Source organism: Bisgaardia hudsonensis, from assembly GCF_004345785.1.
GTDB classification, from domain to species: domain Bacteria; phylum Pseudomonadota; class Gammaproteobacteria; order Enterobacterales; family Pasteurellaceae; genus Bisgaardia; species Bisgaardia hudsonensis.
The window spans coordinates 12470-31068 of sequence record NZ_SLXI01000002.1; the positions used below are offsets into that span (position 1 = coordinate 12470).

The 18599-nt window shown below is 33.0% G+C and carries 13 protein-coding genes; 10 read left to right on the forward strand and 3 right to left on the reverse strand.

Annotation, left to right across the window (positions count from 1 at the left end; translation table 11 throughout):
- From EV697_RS09805 to EV697_RS02800, 5 genes are all read left to right on the forward strand, one after another.
- On the forward strand, positions 1 to 549 hold a 549-nt coding region (locus EV697_RS09805), incomplete at its 5' end, for a hypothetical protein (RefSeq protein WP_207904085.1).
- Positions 550 to 555: 6 nt separating this feature from the next.
- The gene (locus EV697_RS02785; protein ID WP_132022346.1) at positions 556 to 3708 is read left to right on the forward strand and encodes a type I restriction endonuclease subunit R; all 3153 of its coding nucleotides are present in this window, start codon (positions 556 to 558) and stop codon (positions 3706 to 3708) included.
- A gap of 157 nt (positions 3709 to 3865) precedes the next feature.
- Positions 3866 to 4480 carry a TetR/AcrR family transcriptional regulator gene (locus tag EV697_RS02790; RefSeq protein ID WP_132022349.1) on the forward strand — a complete coding sequence of 205 codons (615 nt, stop codon included), beginning with the start codon at positions 3866 to 3868 and terminating at the stop codon, positions 4478 to 4480.
- 138 nt (positions 4481 to 4618) lie between these two features.
- Positions 4619 to 5815 carry an iron-containing alcohol dehydrogenase gene (locus EV697_RS02795; RefSeq protein WP_132022352.1) on the forward strand — a complete coding sequence of 399 codons (1197 nt, stop codon included), beginning with the start codon at positions 4619 to 4621 and terminating at the stop codon, positions 5813 to 5815.
- A gap of 12 nt (positions 5816 to 5827) precedes the next feature.
- Positions 5828 to 6448, forward strand: a complete 621-nt coding sequence (locus EV697_RS02800) for a glutathione S-transferase family protein (RefSeq protein WP_132022355.1) — start codon at positions 5828 to 5830, stop codon at positions 6446 to 6448.
- 86 nt (positions 6449 to 6534) lie between these two features.
- On the opposite strand, the gene EV697_RS02805 is transcribed toward EV697_RS02800, so the two are convergent.
- A complete protein-coding gene (locus tag EV697_RS02805) occupies positions 6535 to 7827 on the reverse strand; it encodes a citrate synthase (RefSeq protein ID WP_132022358.1) in 1293 nt (430 codons plus the stop codon).
- A 326-nt stretch (positions 7828 to 8153) separates the two neighbouring features.
- On the opposite strand from EV697_RS02805, the gene sucA reads away from it, so the two are divergent.
- Complete coding sequence (gene sucA, locus EV697_RS02810) at positions 8154 to 10952, forward strand: 2-oxoglutarate dehydrogenase E1 component (protein WP_132022361.1); 2799 nt, start codon at positions 8154 to 8156, stop codon at positions 10950 to 10952.
- Positions 10953 to 11025: 73 nt separating this feature from the next.
- Positions 11026 to 12258: a 2-oxoglutarate dehydrogenase complex dihydrolipoyllysine-residue succinyltransferase gene (gene odhB, locus EV697_RS02815; RefSeq protein ID WP_132022363.1), complete on the forward strand. Its 1233-nt coding sequence runs from the start codon at positions 11026 to 11028 to the stop codon at positions 12256 to 12258.
- Positions 12259 to 12362: 104 nt separating this feature from the next.
- On the opposite strand, the gene EV697_RS02820 is transcribed toward odhB, so the two are convergent.
- Positions 12363 to 13205, reverse strand: coding sequence for a helix-turn-helix transcriptional regulator (locus EV697_RS02820; protein WP_132022365.1), 843 nt, complete (start codon positions 13203 to 13205; stop codon positions 12363 to 12365).
- 115 nt (positions 13206 to 13320) lie between these two features.
- Between EV697_RS02820 and EV697_RS02825 the strand changes: the two genes are divergently transcribed.
- The gene (locus EV697_RS02825) at positions 13321 to 14157 is read left to right on the forward strand and encodes a cysteine hydrolase family protein (RefSeq protein WP_132022368.1); all 837 of its coding nucleotides are present in this window, start codon (positions 13321 to 13323) and stop codon (positions 14155 to 14157) included.
- A gap of 159 nt (positions 14158 to 14316) precedes the next feature.
- Here EV697_RS02825 and EV697_RS02830 read toward each other — a convergent pair whose 3' ends face one another.
- Positions 14317 to 15168, reverse strand: coding sequence for a co-chaperone YbbN (locus EV697_RS02830; protein WP_132022370.1), 852 nt, complete (start codon positions 15166 to 15168; stop codon positions 14317 to 14319).
- Between the two features lie 225 nt (positions 15169 to 15393).
- On the opposite strand from EV697_RS02830, the gene EV697_RS02835 reads away from it, so the two are divergent.
- Positions 15394 to 16707 (forward strand): DUF262 domain-containing protein, encoded by a 1314-nt coding sequence (locus EV697_RS02835; RefSeq protein ID WP_132022373.1) that lies wholly within the window; start codon positions 15394 to 15396, stop codon positions 16705 to 16707.
- Positions 16700 to 18499 carry a DUF262 domain-containing protein gene (locus EV697_RS02840; RefSeq protein ID WP_132022376.1) on the forward strand — a complete coding sequence of 600 codons (1800 nt, stop codon included), beginning with the start codon at positions 16700 to 16702 and terminating at the stop codon, positions 18497 to 18499. The genes EV697_RS02835 and EV697_RS02840 overlap by 8 nt, the downstream gene beginning before the upstream one ends.
- Positions 18500 to 18599: the final 100 nt, after the last annotated feature.

Consider the following 18599-nt stretch of genomic DNA (forward strand, 5'->3'; position numbering starts at 1 on the left):
GAGGATGATAGCTTAAGTGTTAGTGATGATAGCTTAAGTGTTAGTGATGATAGCTTAAGTGTTAGTGATGATAGCTTAAGTGTTAGTGATGATAGCTTAAGTGTTAGTGATGATAGCTTAAGTGTTAGTGATGATAGCTTAAGTGTTAGTGATGATAGCTTAGGTGTTAGCGGTGATAGCTTAGGGGTTAATCAAACAGCCTATCGTGATAAAGTGGGGCGATTATGCCATACTCAATTAGACTATCCTTGTATTGATAGTTTGGAATATGTAGATAATGCCTATAAACAACAGCTCTATCACATAGCAACACAAGCTAGAGAAAAGAAACGCTTACCTCCACGAATAATGGAAGCAATATTTTTAAATTTGTGTAATGAACAATTTATCACTATCCAAGCATTAGCTGAGATTGTCGATAGGAAAGCAGATCATATCCGTAAAAAATACTTATCCACGATGGTGAAAAAAGGACAATTAGAACTGGCTTTTCCAACAACGCCAACCCACGAAAAACAATCTTACCGCAAAGTAAGTAATGAGGACTAAACAACAATGAACGAAGAATTTATTGAAAATAATGCACTGGCTTGGTTTGAACAAACTGGTTGGGAAGTTTTTCACGGTAAAGATTTATTACCAGAAGGCACTAATCCACAGCGTAATGAGTTAAGTGCGGTGGTTTTAGAGCCAATTTTTCGTTCTCAATTTGCAAAGCTTAATCCACATTTGCCAGCTTGTTGTGTTGAAGAAGTGTTAGCCAAGCTTAAAAAAGCGGAGAGCCGAGATCTGACTGAAGCCAACCTAGCATTCCATCGTTTGTTGATACAAGGTGTGCCTGTTTCTTATCGTGTTGATGATAAAGATGTGTTTGAAACCGCTTTTTTAATGGACTTTAATCAACCAGATAATAATGCTTTTTGGGTGGTGAATCAGTTTGATATACGAGGCAATAAACTTCGTCGTCCAGATATTGTGTGTTTTGTAAATGGCTTGCCGTTGGCGGTAATTGAGTTGAAAAATCCTAGTGATGAAAAAACGGATATTTGGCAAGCATTTAATCAATTACAAACCTATAAAAATGATATTTTTGATTTGTTGATGTTCAATGAATCTTTGGTGATTTCTGATGGGGTCGAGGCAAAAGTGGGTTCACTCTCTGCTGATGAAGAACGCTTTATGCCTTGGCGAACCATTAAAAATGAAAATGATAAACCACAAGTAGAATGGCAATTAGAAACGATGATTAAAGGGTTCTTTTTGCCTGAACTGTTTTGTGATTATTTACGCTTTTTTATTTTATTTGAAAAAGATGAGAAAAATCGTTTAATCAAAAAACAAGCAGGTTATCATCAATTCCATGCGGTTAGAGAAGCGGTGTGTGCCACTGTAATTGCTTCACAACATTTACTTGAAGATCAGATAAATGAACCAAGAGCCAGCTATGGTAAACGTGTTGAAAAAGGCAGTAAAAAAGCGGGGGTGGTTTGGCATACGCAAGGCAGTGGCAAAAGTATTTCCATGTGTTGTTATGCAGGCAAATTATTACAACAACCTGAAATGAATAATCCTACGTTATTGATTGTTACCGATCGTAATGATTTAGATGGACAGTTATTTGCCCCCTTTTCCAATGCTCAAGGATTATTAAAACAAACACCAGTACAAGCGGACAGTCGAGAAAGTTTAAGAGAATTATTGGCAAGCCGAGAAGCTGGTGGCGTGATTTTTACCACTGTACAAAAATTTGCATTGCAAGATGATGAACAGCAGCATCCTTTGTTAAATGGGCGTCATAATATCGTGGTGATTTCTGATGAAGCTCATCGTAGTCAATATGGGTTAAAATCCAAACTCAATGCTAAAGGTGAGTATCAATTTGGCTATGCCAAACATATGCGTGATGCCTTAAAAAATGCGACCTTTATTGGTTTTACTGGTACACCCATTGAATTTGACGATCGGGATACCACAGCGGTATTTGGCGATTATGTGTCGATTTATGATATTCAAGATGCCGTTGATGACGGGGCAACAGTACCGATTTATTATGAATCTCGTTTGGCAAAATTAGACATCAATCAAAAAGAAATTGAGGATTTATCGCAACAAGTAGATGAAATCTTGGAAGATGAAGAAGTTAGTGACGCAGAAAAAACCAAAGGAGAATATACCCGTTTAGAAAAATTAGTGGGTGCAGAGCCAAGATTAAAAGAAATTGCCAATGATTTAGTCGCCCATTTTGAGAAACGCTTAGCAAGCCAAGATGGTAAGGCGATGATTGTAGCAATGAGCAGAGAAATTTGTGTGCATTTATATAATGAAATCGTGGCATTACGCCCAGAATGGCATAATGAAGATCCGACCTTAGGGGCAATAAAAATTGTGATGACCGGTTCGGCAGCCGATAAGGCTTTATTGCAGCCGCATATTTATACTAAGCAAGTTAAAAAAGATTTAGAAAAACGCTTTAAGAATCCTGATGATCCACTAAAACTGGTAATAGTTCGTGATATGTGGTTAACAGGTTTTGATGCCCCTTGTTGCCATACGATGTATATCGACAAACCGATGAAAGGTCATAATCTGATGCAAGCCATTGCTCGAGTAAACCGTGTGTTTAAGGATAAACCTGGTGGCTTAGTGGTGGACTATATTGGCATTGCCAATGAGTTAAAACAGGCAATGCACACTTACAGCAATGCCAAAGGACGAGGCAAACCAACCATTGATACCCACGAAGCCTTAAAACTGTTATTGGCGAAAATAGATGCGATTCGGGGAATGTTTAAAACGCCTGTCAATGAGCATGTTTTAGATATCAGTCAATTTGAAAGCAAAGCTATTGAATTATTGCCAAAAGTAGCAAACCATATTTTAGGATTAAATGATGGTAAAAAACGTTTTTGTGATTTGGTATTAGCTGCAACGAAGGCTTATGCGTTGTGTGCTACCTTAGATGAAGCGAATGGATTACAAAAAGAGTTAGCTTTTTATTCAGCGATTAAGGCGATGCTTAACAAAGAACAAATAAGCACCGGAAAGTTGAAAAAAGAACGTAAAGATCATCTATTAAAACAAATTTTAGATAATTCCGTTATTGCTGAAGGAGTAGATGATATTTTTGCTTTGTGTGGCTTAGAAAAGCCGAATATTGGGTTGCTATCTGACGAGTTTTTAGAAGATATTCGTGATATGCCTTATAAAAATTTGGCAGTGGAGCTATTAGAAAAATTATTAAAAGATAATATTCAAAGTCGAAATGGTAGAAATGTCGTACAAGAACGAAAATACAAAGAACGTCTTGAGGCGACCTTGACTAAATATCACAACAGAGGCATTGAAACCGCTCAAGTGATTGAAGAATTGATTAAAATGGCAAAGGATTTTCAAGAAGCTTTTCAGCGAGCGGAAAATCTGGGGCTAAATCAAGATGAAATCGCTTTTTATGATGCGTTGGCAAATAATGAAAGTGCAGTAAGGGAATTGGGCGATGAGATTTTGAAAAAAATTGCGTTAGAATTAGTAGGGCAGTTAAGGAAATCGGTAACCGTAGATTGGCAAGTCCGAGAAAGTGTACGAGCTAGATTGCGAATATTGGTTCGCCGAGTGCTACAAAAATACAAGTATCCACCTGATAAAGCCAATGATGCTATTGATTTGGTTCTAGAGCAAGCTGAACGGTTATCTCAATATTGGTCTAAATAGCATTTAGTCAAATAGTTGTGTAAAAGAGCGGTCAAAATTTTTTTAGTTTTAAAAATTCTTTGATCGCTTTTTGTGTTATTAAGAAAATCTATAATTTGTTTGTTAGACAATCGGTCTAATGCTAGAATGAGCCAACTTTTATTTATTGTTTACTATTATGATCAATTCATCATCGAAATATTCCGATACAAAATCTGCTATTTTAGAAAATGGTTATCAGCTTATTGCACAGCAAGGATTTGTTGGCGTTGGCTTAAAAATGATTTTAGATTCTGCAGGGATTCCGAAAGGATCTTTTTATCATTATTTTGAATCTAAAGAGGCTTTTGGAGAGGAATTGATTCGTTATTATTTTTCTCGTTATCAAGCAAGATTAGAATCGTTATCCCAACAGGATATTACTGCTCAGCAGAGAATTTGTGAGTATTTTAAATCTTGGTATGAAACACAGCAATTTGATTCCTCATGCAATAAATGTTTATTAGTTAAATTAAGTGGTGAAATAGCGGATATTTCCGAAAAAATGCGTCAAGCGTTAGCTGAAGGTTATCAGTTATTGCTTACTTGGTTAAGTAAACAAATCGAAATAGGTTGGCAAGAGGGATCGATTAGAAAACAAAAAATTTCTTCTGAATCATTGGCTAATCGTTGGTATTATGCGTGGGTAGGAGCGAGTTTAATGGCTAAAATTAACCATTCTAATTTACCTTTATTAGAAGTTTGGCAAATGACATTAAATGAATTAAGTGTTCCAGAATCTTATCATTCATAAGTTGATTATTATTATATTTCCTAATTAATTTTTAATTTACTAGACGACCGGTCTATTTAGTGTATAATAAAGATAAGTCAGTAAATAATGTTTATATTATTTACTTAATTTTAAATACATAAATATAAAGGAAATCTTATGAATAACTTCCAATATTACAATCCCGTTCGTATCGTATTTGGTGAAGGACAAATTAAAACACTTAGTGAACTTGTACCAGAGAAAGCGAGAGTTTTAATTACTTACGGTGGTGGCTCGGCACAACGGACTGGAACGTTAGATGAAGTTAAAAATGCGTTAAAGGCAAATGGTGAAAGAGAGATTTTTGAGTTTGGTGGTATTGAGCCTAATCCAGAATTTAATACATTGCTTAATGCTGCTGATAAAGTACAGGAATTAAATATTGATTTTATATTAGCAGTAGGTGGTGGTTCAGTTATTGATGGAAGTAAATTTATTTCGCTCGTTTCAGGATTAGTGGACGAAAATGGTCGTATTTCTCGTGATAAAGCTTGGGAAACATTGTTGCAATATGGAAGTAATGTTACCGATTCAGTTGTTGATTTAGGAACAGTATTAACGATCCCTGCGACAGGTTCTGAAATGAATTCAGGTGGTGTTATCAATAATACGGAAAGAAAAGCTAAATTACCTTTTGGTAATCCACTTGTTTATCCTAAATTTTCTATTTTAGATCCTGCTAAAACGTTGACTTTACCTGAAAGACAGGTCGTTAATGGTGTTGCTGATGCTTTTGTTCATGTTATGGAACAATATTTAACTTATCCTGTGAATGCTAAAGTTCAGGATGCATTTTCTGAAAGTTTATTGAAAATTTTGATTGATGAGGGAAATACAATAATTAATGAGCCAAATAATATGGATTCTCGTAAAAATATTATGTGGACGGCAACAATGGCATTAAATGGGTTGATTGGTGTGGGTGTACCACAAGATTGGACGGCACATATGATTGGTCATGAAATCACTTCATTATATAAAATCGACCATGCAAGAACCTTAACTATTGTTTTACCTTCGTTAATGCGAGAGCTTAAAAACAGCAAAAAAGAGAAATTATTACAATATGCTCATAATGTTTGGAATATTGATAGTCAAGAAAATGATGATTTAGTAATTGATAAAGCAATATCACTTACAGAAGCATTTTTCCAAAAATTAGGTTTACCAATAAAATTAAGTGATGTTGACCTAAATGAAACGGCAATTGATTTAATTATTACACAATTAGAGATGCACGGAATGGTTAAATTGGGTGAGCATAAAGGTAATGATTTAGATGTATCAAGACGTATTTTACAGAGAGCACTTTAAAAAGGAGATAATATGATTCGTTTACATCATTTGAATAAGTCGCGTTCATTACGTATTTTATGGTTACTTGAGGAACTTCAAGTACCATATGAACTAGTTTCTTATAAAAGAAATCCAGAAACACAGCTTGCACCAGAAAGCTTAAAACAAATTCATCCATTAGGCAAATCGCCTGTTATCGAAATTGATGATCAGGTAATTAGTGAATCTGGTGCGATCACGACAATTTTAATTGAGAAATTTGCACCTGAGAGATTACGTCCAAATTTAGATTCTCCAGAGTATGCAAAATATTTACAATGGATTGAATTTGCAGAAAGTTCATTAATGGTACCTTTATTATTAGAGATTTTTACTCAGGGCGCAGGTATAAAGGACAATGTATTTCTAACAAATTATATAGCTAAAGAAAAAACTAATTTATTAACTTACTTAGATAATGAACTAGAAGGTAAATTGTATTTATTAGGTGATAAATTGAGTGGAGCAGATTTTATGCTATGTTTTAGTTTGATTGCGTTAGAGAGAAAGAAAGAGTTGGATAATTATCTTAATATTAAACGCTATGTGCAGAATTTATCTACATTAGAAAGCTATAAACGCGCAATGGGAATAGAATATGCTCAGGCTTAATGAGTTATAATTAATAGATTTTAATTTGAGTTAAAAGAGCGGTCAAAAATTCGTTAATTTTTTTGACCGCTCTTTTTTGTACTATTTTACTTATCTAATGGTTGGAATGATCTTTCTGTATATCCCTCGTATAGCTGACGTGGTCTAACAATTTTCATATTACCCGGTTCAAACATTTCTTTCCAATGGGCAATCCAGCCCACTGTTCTTGCAAGAGCAAAAATAACTGTGAACATGGATTTTGGAATGCCAATAGCACTGAGAATAATACCAGAATAGAAATCGACATTAGGATAGAGTTTATGATCGATAAAATAAGGATCGCTTAATGCTATTTTTTCTAGCTCCATTGCGACATCCATTAGTGGTGTTTGAATATTTAGTTCTTGAAGTACTTCATGACAGGTTTGACGCATTACTTTTGCTCTAGGATCATAGTTTTTATACACTCTATGTCCGAATCCCATTAAGCGGAATGGATCATTTTTGTCTTTAGCCCTTGCAATGTATTCAGGAATACGATCAACGCTACCTATTTCTTCTAACATATTAATACAAGCTTCATTTGCCCCTCCGTGAGCTGGTCCCCAGAGTGATGCAATACCAGCTGCAATACAAGCAAATGGATTTGCACCTGAAGAAGCCGCTGTTCTTACAGTAGATGTTGAGGCATTTTGCTCATGATCAGCATGTAAAATAAAAATAGTATTCATTGCTTTCTCTAATACGGGATTAACTTCATAAGGTTCACAAGGGGTTGCAAACATCATATGCAAGAAGTTACCTGAATAAGATAGTTTGTTAAGTGGGAACATAAAAGGTTGCCCAATAGAGTATTTGTAACACATTGCTGCAAGAGTTGGCATTTTAGCAAGAAGTCGAATTGCGGTAATTTGGCGATGTTCAATATTATTAATATCTAGTGAATCATGGTAGAACGCAGCTAAGGCACCACTTACCCCACACATCACAGCCATAGGATGTGAATCTCGGCGAAATCCATGAAAAAAGCGAGAAATTTGTTCATGTACTAGAGTATGTTTTTTCACTAATTTCGTAAATTCCTTATACTCTTCTTCATTAGGTGCTTCTCCGAATAAAAGTAAATGAGCTACTTCTAAATAATCTGCTTTTTTCGCAAGATCAGCAATAGGGTAGCCTCGATGTAATAGGATACCGTTATCACCATCTATATAGGTTATTTTGGATACACAAGATGCGGTGGACATGAATCCTGGGTCAAATGTAAAAAGTTTATTTTTAACAAGTGACTGAACATCAACGGCATCATAACCTAATGAACCTTGATGAATAGGTAAGTTAAACTCTCTACCATCACTGAGTGTTAATTTTGCATTCAATTTTTCACTTGTAGACATAAGATAATCCTCTTTTTGTAATGAAAATGATGTTGTGTAATTATTATTTAATATTATGTTGCTGGTTAAATATATCGCTATATTTTCTTGATGTCTTTATAAATTTTAAAAATTTGCAGATTAAAAGTAAATGAATTGTTAAATTTGCGGGTGAGATCAAAATTTTGTAAAAAATATTGGAGATATGTTAAAAATATGTTGAATAAATTCAAGAAATTAATTCTAATCTATGTATTTATTCAATTAGGGATCCGCATAAAGCGATGTATAATATTCAAAATTTATAAAATGCATCGCTATTAGAATGTGAGAATTAGGTGGTTACAATGAAAAAAAATAGCACAATTAGTGAGTGGTTATCTTCAAGTGCCTTGGGTGGTGCAAATCAGTCTTATATTGAAGAACTCTATGAGGATTTTTTGGCTGATCCTTTTTCTGTTGATGAAAGTTGGCAAGAAATTTTCAATGCTTTACCTAAACCAAGTAATCTAATTGAGCAACCTCATTCTCAAGTGCGAGATTATTTTAAACGCTTAGCAAGAGAATATTCTGTAAATGGTGCGACGGTCATTGATCCAAATGTCAGTGCAAGATTAGTAAATGTATTAAAGTGGGTAAACGGACATCGTAATCGTGGACACCTCCATGCTGATCTCGATCCATTAAAAATATGGCAGAGAATGGATGCACCTACACTTGATTATAAGTTTTATGGCTTTAGTGATGATGATCTTGATGAAGTCTTTGATATTGGTGGTTATGTTTATAATAAAGATAAAATTACTTTAAGAGACTTAGCCTTTGCTTTGAAAAATACTTATTGTAGTACTATTGGTCTTGAATTTATGCATGTAAATGATTTAGAAGCAAGAACTTGGTTACAACGAAAAGTAGAGAATTTGTTAAATAAGCCCTTATTCAATAAAGAAGAGAAGATAAAGTTTTTAAAAGAATTAACTGCGGCTGACGGTTTAGAGCGGTATCTTGGTGCCAAATATCCTGGTGCAAAAAGATTTTCTCTTGAAGGAAGTGATTCTTTTATTTTATTAATGAAAGAGATTATTCGCCATGGTGGGCGTAATGGTATCACCGATATTGTAATGGGAATGGCTCATCGTGGTCGTTTAAATATGTTGATTAATGTATTAGGTAAAAAACCTTCTGAATTATTTGATGAGTTTGCTGGTAAATATAATGGTACGGGAACGGGGGATGTGAAGTATCATCAAGGCTTTTCATCTGATTTTATGACCGATAGCGGTGTAGTTCATTTGGCATTAGCATTTAATCCTTCACATTTAGAAATTGTGAATCCTGTTGTGCTTGGTTCTGTTCGAGCTAGACAAGATCGTATTGGTGATATTCATCGCTCTCAAGTACTTCCTGTTACGGTACATGGTGATTCTGCTGTTGCTGGACAAGGGGTTGTTCAAGAAACATTGAATATGTCTGCTACTCGTGGATATACAGTTGGAGGAACAATCCGTATTGTTATTAATAATCAAATAGGTTTTACCACTTCTAATCCTCATGATACAAGATCAACGGAATACAGTACCGATATTGCTAAAATGATTGAAGCTCCTGTTATTCATGTGAACGGTGATGATCCTGAAGCAGTGGCTTATGCTGCTCGTATGGCAGTTGAGTTTAGAACTAAATTTAAGCGAGATATTTTTATTGATCTTGTTTCTTATAGACGGCATGGACACAATGAAGCAGATGAACCATCAATGACACAGCCATTGATGTATGCACAAATTAAAAAACATCCGACACCACCAAAAGTCTATGCAAAACGACTTATAGAAGAAGGAATCATTACAGAAGAAGATTTTATTGAGATAGTTAATGAATACCGAGATGCTTTAGATAATGGTGATATAGTTGTACCAGAATTAACCGAAATGGATCCTGAAACACAAGATTGGCGAAAATTTCTAACACAAGAATGGTCGTCTTATGATGGTAGCTTTGAAAAAGATCGTTTTATGGGATTAGCACAAAAAGTATGCGAATATCCAGAAAATCATATTATTCATAACCGAGTGAAAAAAGTTTATGATGATAGAGCTTTGATGGCAAAAGGTGAAAAGTTATTTGATTGGGGAATGGCTGAAACAATGGCTTATGCGACGCTCCTTGATGATGGTCATAATATTCGTTTATCTGGAGAAGATGCCGGACGTGCGACTTTCTCTCATCGTCATTCTGTGTTACATAATCAAAATGATGGTACGCTTTATATTCCACTTACTCAACTTCATAGTCAGCAAGGGCATTTTGAAGTTTGGGATTCTGTTTTATCAGAAGAAGCGGTATTAGCCTACGAATATGGATATGCGACAGCGACACCAAGAACGTTGACCATTTGGGAAGCACAATTTGGTGATTTTGCTAATGTAGCACAAGTAGTAATTGACCAATTTATTAGCTCAGGTGAACAGAAATGGGGGCGTATGTGTGGCTTGGTAATGTTACTACCTCATGGTTATGAAGGGCAAGGTCCAGAACATTCTTCTGCAAGATTAGAGCGTTATTTGCAACTTTGTGCACAGCAAAATATGCAAGTTTGTGTACCTTCAACACCAGCCCAAATTTATCATTTATTACGTCGTCAAATGCTGAGAACAATTCGTCGTCCATTAGTTGTGCTCACACCAAAATCTTTGTTGCGTCACCCATTAGCAGTTTCCTCAATTGATGAGTTAGTGAATGGAGAATATCGAAATGTTTTACCTGAATATGATGATTTAGATCCAAAACAAGTGAGAAAAGTAGTAATGTGTTCGGGTAAAGTTTATTATGATCTTCTCGAAACTCGCCGTAAAAATAATCAGACTGATGTTGCAATCCTGAGAATAGAACAGCTTTATCCTTATCCTCATGAGGAAATGGAAAAAGTCTTAGCTGTTTATAATCACGTAAAAGATTACGTATGGTGTCAAGAAGAGCCACAAAATCAGGGCGCTTGGTATTGTTGTCAACATAATTTCCTATCTTCTTTACCAAAAGGTAGTGAGTTACATTATGTTGGTCGTCCTGCTTCGGCTTCTCCAGCAGTTGGTTATATGTCCTTACATATACAACAACAAGAAACATTAATTTCAGAGGCGTTGGCGTAGAAAAAATATATTATATGGTAATTAAAAATTAAGATAAAAATTACCGCACTTTTTAGATAATAAGGAATTAAATATGAGTAATTTTGACATTTTAACCCCCGTTCTTCCTGAGTCAGTTGCTGATGCGACCGTTGTGGTATGGCATAAAAAGGTTGGAGATAATATTAAACGTGATGATATTCTCGTTGAGATAGAAACTGATAAAGTTGTTCTTGAAGTTCCTGCAATGTCAGATGGTATCCTTGATAGTATTTTAGAACCTGAGGGGGCTACAGTAACCAGTAAGCAGCTACTAGGTAAAATGTCAGAGTTAGCGGTCTCTGGTGGGGTAACTAGAGCAACGACTCAAGTATCGGAAAAAACACCTTCTGATCGTCATTCAGCTTCATTAACAACAAATACAAAAAGTAGTGATACGGTTAGTCCTGCTATTCGTCGATTATTAGCTGAAAATGATTTAGATGTATCACAAATTAAAGGATCTGGCGTTGGTGGACGTATTACTCGTGAAGATGTTGAAAAAGTATTGTCGTCAGAGAACGAATTGTCAAATAATCAAGAAAATGCAGATGTTAAGCCATTAACTCCATTTAATCATATTGGAGATAGAGATGAAAAACGTGTTCCGATGACTAGATTACGTAAGCGTATTGCTGAGCGTTTATTGGAAGTCAAAAATAGTACTGCTATGCTCACTACATTTAATGAAGTAGATATGCAACCTATTATGACATTGCGTAAAACTTATGGTGAAAAATTTGAAAAGCAACATGGTGCTCGCTTAGGTTTTATGTCTTTTTACATAAAAGCGATTGTTGAAGCCTTAAAACGTTTTCCTGAAATTAATGCGTCTATTGATGGCGATGATATTGTTTACCATAATTACTTTGATATTAGTATTGCGGTTTCAACTCCAAGAGGTTTAGTTACGCCAGTATTGCGTAATTGTGATAAATTAAGTATGGCAGAGATTGAAAAACAAATAAAATTACTCGCAGAGAAAGGTCGAAATGGTAAACTTACCGTTGAAGATTTAACTGGAGGTAATTTCACGCTCACAAATGGTGGAGTATTTGGATCATTAATGTCCACACCAATTATAAACCCACCACAAAGTGCAATTTTAGGTATGCACGCCATCAAAGAACGTCCTGTTGCGATCAATGGTGAGGTAGTGATTCGTCCAATGATGTATCTTGCCTTATCTTATGATCATAGATTAATTGATGGTAAAGAAAGCGTGAGCTTTTTGGTGGCAATCAAAGATCTTCTTGAAGACCCAACAAGATTATTATTGGAAATTTAGCTCATTAATCTAAAAGTTTGTTAATGCTTAGTATTATACAGTATTAACAAACTTTTTTATTTATATGAGGAGATTACCTAAAGCAGAAAAGTCTTTTGTAATGTTTATTTATTGTCGGCAACTTTTATTTTTTCTTGTTGGAGTTTAAACCATTCTATTGGCGATTGACCTACAATACGAGAGAATGCACGCGTAAAAGATTCATTATGACTATAACCAACTCTATCGGCAATAAGCATAATAGGGAGACCTTTTAGTAGTAATGTTTGTGCAAGGGTTATTCGCCAATGAGTAATATAATCTATAGGAGACATTCCAATAATTTGTTTAAAGTAACTTGCAAAGCGAGAACGGGACATTGATGCTTTCTTGGCTAAAATATCAACTTGCCAATTGTATTCGGGTTTTTCGTGAATCTCTAATAAAACACCACTTAATTGTTTATCCGTTAATCCTTTTAATAGCCCTACTTTAATATGTTTTTCTTCTAAACAACAGCGAACAACTCTAAGCGTAAGATAAGCACATAGATGATGGATTGTTGAAGCATATCCTAACGCCATTTTTTCAGTTTCTTCATAAATTAATGATGTGATTGTATCTAGCTCTGGATGAGAATGTAATTGTAAAGTAACAATATTTTGTATCGTATGAGTAAGTGGATTATTTATCCCCTCTCCAAAATCAAAACTAATACAAAAAATATCTAATTCATCATTTAGGGGATGAATATGATGGGATATTTCAGATGAAATAAAGACTATACAAGGATAATCAATACGTTGAACAGGCTGATTTTTAACTTTTAACAAACAGCTACCTTGGCGAATAATATGTAAATGACCTTTATTTTGAGTTTCAAATTGGGTCAGGTGGCATAGTCGTCCAATAAAAAATAGATCTGTTCTAAAAGGGAAATAATGAAATAAATGACTTAATACATCCATTTTGAGATTCTCGGTTAATAAATTTAGAGTATCGGTTAAAACAGTGAAGTATATTCACTTTAGAATAATCACATCTCAAGAGGAGATATTATCAATTATTATTTAAGGAGTTATTATGACAGATAAACAAGCAATTGAACAGATTGATCAAGAACGTCGTTCAACATTACAAAGTGGCTCACGTATTGCAATGGCTGCAAGTGTACTGGGAGCTATGGGGTTAAGCGGTGTTGCAAATGCAAGTAATTCAAAATCAGCTTCAACTGCTTATGCTGAGCCAGAACAATATGCTATGCCAAGAAAAGGAATGTTGATTGATAAAAAACGTGTGGCATTGGTTGTAGTTGATCCACAAATTGATTTTTTAAGTCCTGATGGTGTAACTTGGCCAGTAATGAAAGAAAGTATTATGGAAAATAATACAGTCGAAAATATTGAGCGTTTATTTAAAGCTGCTAAATCAGTAGATATGCCTGTAATTGTTTCACCGCATTATTATTATCCACAAGATCATCAATGGGAATTTGGTGGACCAGCTGAACATTTTATGCATGATAGTGGAATGTTTGCTCGTAAAAGTGCGTATAGTATGGAAGGTTTTGAAGGTTCTGGTGCCGATTTTATGCCACAATATAAACCTTATATTTTTGATGGGAAAACAGTTATTGCATCACCACATAAAGTATTTGGACCAGAAACTAATGATGTAGTACTTCAATTACGTAAACGTAAAATTGATCAAGTGATTCTTGCTGGTATGTCGGCAAATTTATGTATTGAATCGCATTTACGTCAATTAGTTGAACAAGGGTTTGAAGTAGCAGTGGTGAAAGATGCGACAGCAGGTGTTAAATTACCAGAAGGTGATGGTTATTTATCTGCATTAATCAATTTCCGACTCATTGCTAATGATTTATGGACAACTGATGAAGCCGTTAAAAAAATAGCGTAATAAAAATATTTAGAGTAGGACATAAATAAGCATTATATTTATTTAATCCTAATGTAGCAAAGTTAATGTATTTTACTAGTGTCTTTAATTTAATAAGCAATCTGATTTATTTAGATTGCTTATTTTTTCATTGATATTCTAGCCTAGCTATACAAATTTTTAATATAAAATAGAATAAAGTAAACGACGGTATTTATTGGTTATAGGATCGCTATTTCCAATCGCCGATAGAATGGATAAAAATTCTTTTTTTACTTCACCATTTTCTGCACCTAAATCTGTTTTTAAAATAGAGAATAACAATTCTAATGCCTCTTCATTGCGATTGGCTTGGTGTAGTTGAATAGCCAATTTTAAGGCAATTTCAGCGGTTGGGCTTTTTCTATAATCTTCTTGTAATTGCTGAATTTCTGGCGTATCCGCTGCTTTAATTAATAATTCAATTTGAGCTTGTAATCCTTGCCAGCGGCTATCTCTATCTTGTAAAGGGATTTTGTTTAAAATTTCTTGAGCTGGTTCGGTACGTTTCATTGCAATATAGGTTTCAGCATAAAGTAATGCAATATCACTGTTTTTTTGATCTGATAATTCCCAAGCTTCTTTTAACAAAGGAAGAGCATCATTATAGTTTTCTACTGCCAATAAATCTAAGGCTTGATTAAATTTAATTTCCTCTTCTTTAGGGAGAATAGCTGATAAACGTTGTCGAAGTGTTTCTTCATCTAAAGCCCCAGGAAACGCATCTAAAGGGCTACCATCTTTAAATAAATAAGTGGTAGGCAGTGCTTGTATTCTAAATTGAGCGGCTATCATTTGTTCAGTTTCACAATTTACTTTCGCTAAAATAAATTGCCCCTGATAGTTATCTGCATAGCGTTCAAGAACAGCTAAAAATTCCATTGATTGCTGATGACTTGGAGCATAAAAAGTTATCACTAAAGGGATATCTTGAGAACGCTGTAAGGTTTCCGTAAGGTTTTGTTCATTAATTTCAATAATGTATTCAGACATCGTAATTCCTAATAATTAATAGAGTATTTGATTGTAACAAAGTGCGGTTGTTTTTTTAATAGTTTTGTTTGAGGTATTGGTTATATATTAATTAAAGGATTTATATTTTTCATTTTAAGCTTGTTTATTAAAAATAATATACTACGTATCATTTTGATTAAATAAGAACTTATAGTTTAATATAATAAAATTATTTTTTATGTTGTAGAAAAGTTAGGAAATAGAATGGCATTACTTGAGAAAGAATTAGAAATAATAAATTTAGAACAATTATTTGGTTTAACGTTATCTATCCCAGATTATCAAAGACCATATAGATGGACTACTAAATCTACGAATATATTATTTTCAGATACTTATGAAGCATTTAAAAATAATTTAGAAGAATATCGATTAGGTTCTGTAATACTGCATTTGGATAAAAATGAATACAATATTGTAGATGGTCAGCAAAGATTAACTACTCTAGCAATATTACTTTATTGTTTAGATGAGAAAGCTAATGATCTTTTACAAGAAAAATATAATGAATTATCGGTAGAGGCTGTAAAAAATAATAACCAGTTGCTTTCTAAATTAGTTGGAAAACTAGAGGAACAAGAAAGGCAAAGTTATAAAGAATACATTTTGAAGAATTGTAAAATAGTTAAGATTGTTACTGATAATGTACAAGAGGCTTTTCAATTTTTTGATTCGCAAAATTCTAGAGGAAAAGAATTAGAGCCTCATGATTTATTGAAATCATACCATTTAAGAGAAATGAATAATGAAAGTAATGCTTTGAAATTAGAGATTATAGAAAAGTGGGAGAATGTTAATTCATCAGAATTATCAAGCTTATTTAAAGATTATTTATACCCAATTAAACAATGGTATAAAGGAAAAAATGGGCTAGGATATAATGAGAAGAAAATTCATCATTTTAAAGGAATTAAAATGAGTTATGAATATAATTATGTCCACTATCACAAAGCAAGTGCTATTTATATTGAGAATTTTAATGGGTTTTATCATCTTGATTCATTAAGTCAATTTCAATTGACTCAGCCAATAATATCGGGAAAACGTTTTTTCTATTATGTCTATCATTACTATGATTTATTAAATGCAATAAATGAAAAGATAGAAGATTTTTATAAATCGGAACAAATAAATTTAGATAATTTGAGTAGAGGTGCTGGTAATATTTATATATTAAGGTTATATAAATGTGCATTGTTATTTTTTGTAGATAGGTTTGGTTTGGATTTTTTGGATGTTAATGTAATGAGGCAATTATTTTATTGGAGCTACTCCTTAAGGTTAGTAATGAACTCTGTTTATCTCGAAAGCATAAATAAGTATGCAAGAGGACGACATGAAAGAATTAATTCTGGATTAAATATATTTAATGAAATTAGTGAAATGAAAGAGCCAAAAGATATATTGTTATTAGATTTTGAAAATATATTATCTAAAGATAATTTAGATAGTAATGGAAATTACGAAGATATAATAAAAAAAATAAAATTATGGAATGGAGTAAAGAGCAATGTGTAAAAATCCAGAAAAGATTAACATATTAGATATATTTAATGATGTTAGATATATTGTACCTATCTATCAGCGTAATTATGCTTGGGAAAGTGTAAATATTGAGCAATTAATAGAAGATATTAATAATAGTGAAATAAATTATTTTTTGGGAAGCTTAGTCGTTAATGAGCGTGATGATGGCTCATATGAAGTAATTGATGGTCAGCAAAGACTAACGACTTTATTTCTTTTAAATAGATATTTGGGTATTGATATTGATAAATCATCATTGCGATTTGAAGTTAGACATAAATCTAACAAAACATTAGATAATCTTGATTTGATTAAAAAATCAACTCAAGATATAGATAATAAAGAATACTCTGAAAGTATTATTGATGGTTTTAATTTTATTAAACAATATTTCTCTGAAAATGAAGCTAATATAAATGATTTTAAAAATAAACTAAATAATGTATTTATTGTTAGAATAAAAGTACCTAAAAACATAGACCTAAATCATTATTTTGAGATTATGAATACGCGAGGAGAACAATTAGAGTTACATGAAATCGTGAAAGCTAAAATATTAGCAACTTTTGGTAATGATAATGATAAAAGCATTGGTGCTATGATTTGGGATGCCTGTTCTGATATGAATAGCTATGTACAAATGAATTTTAAATCTGATATTAGAAATATTATTTTTAAAAATAATTGGACTGAGCTGTCTGTTAGTACATTTGAGGATTTGGTTAGTAAAATAAACATAGGGAAAGTAAAAGAAAATAAATCATTGAAGGAGTTGTTAATTGATAGTTCTAATGAGGGAAAATTAGACAATACTAAAAAAGTCGATAATGAAGAAAATGAGAGATTTGAATCTATAGTGTCATTTCCTAATTTTTTATTGCAAGTTAATTTAGCTTTAGATTTAGATTCTTCCAAGTCCTTAGATGATAAAAAGTTTATTGAAAATTTAGAAAATAATTGGAAAGATGAAAAAACCGGAAAAGATTTTATTTTTAATTTACTTAAATATAGAGTTTTATTTGATAAATTTATAATCAAAAGAGAGTTTAGTCGAGATTATAAAGATATTGGTAAGTGGTCTTTGCTTAAATTAAAGGAAGAAGATAAAACAGAAAACGCAGAAAAGAGAAGTAAACCTAGCTATCCAAATTCTTTGGATAATGAACTAAAAAATTCACAATTAAAAGTGCTACAATCTTGCCTTAGGATTACTTATACATCACCACAAACAATGGATTGGATTGCGGAATTTTTAGAATTTGTTGGCTCAGATGATAATAAAATAACTAATGAGAGTTTAATAACTCACTTAGAAAATTATTGTCGTAAAAAAGTTAAAGGCTCTGGTTATAGTGATAGGACAGGATTTAATATCCACCGAATTGCTTTTTCTTATTTAGATTATTTAATTTATAGAGATGATCAGAATAAATGTTCCAAGTTTGAATTTCAATTTAGAAATTCCATAGAGCATTTTTATCCTCAAAATCCAACGGATTTAGAAAAATGGATTGATAAAGATAAAGATAAAGATAAAGATAAAGATAAAGATAAAGATCTTAATTGTTTCGGTAACTTAGCATTGATTACTGTATCGGGTAACTCTCGATTTTCAAATTTGTCACCTAAAAGTAAGGTAGATACTTATCCTACAATTATCGATCAAAGTTTAAAGTTAAAAATTATGTCAAAATTGGCAGAGGGGTGGACTCCAGAGGTTGCTAAAAAACACGGGCAAGAAATGATTAATAAATTATCTGAGGATATTAAAAAACTTTCTTAAAATATCACTAAATAAAAATCGTTAAAGTAACAATAATAGAAAATGAGATTACCTTGTATAAGGTTTTAGCGTAAAGTGCGGTAGTTTTTTCGAGTGGTTT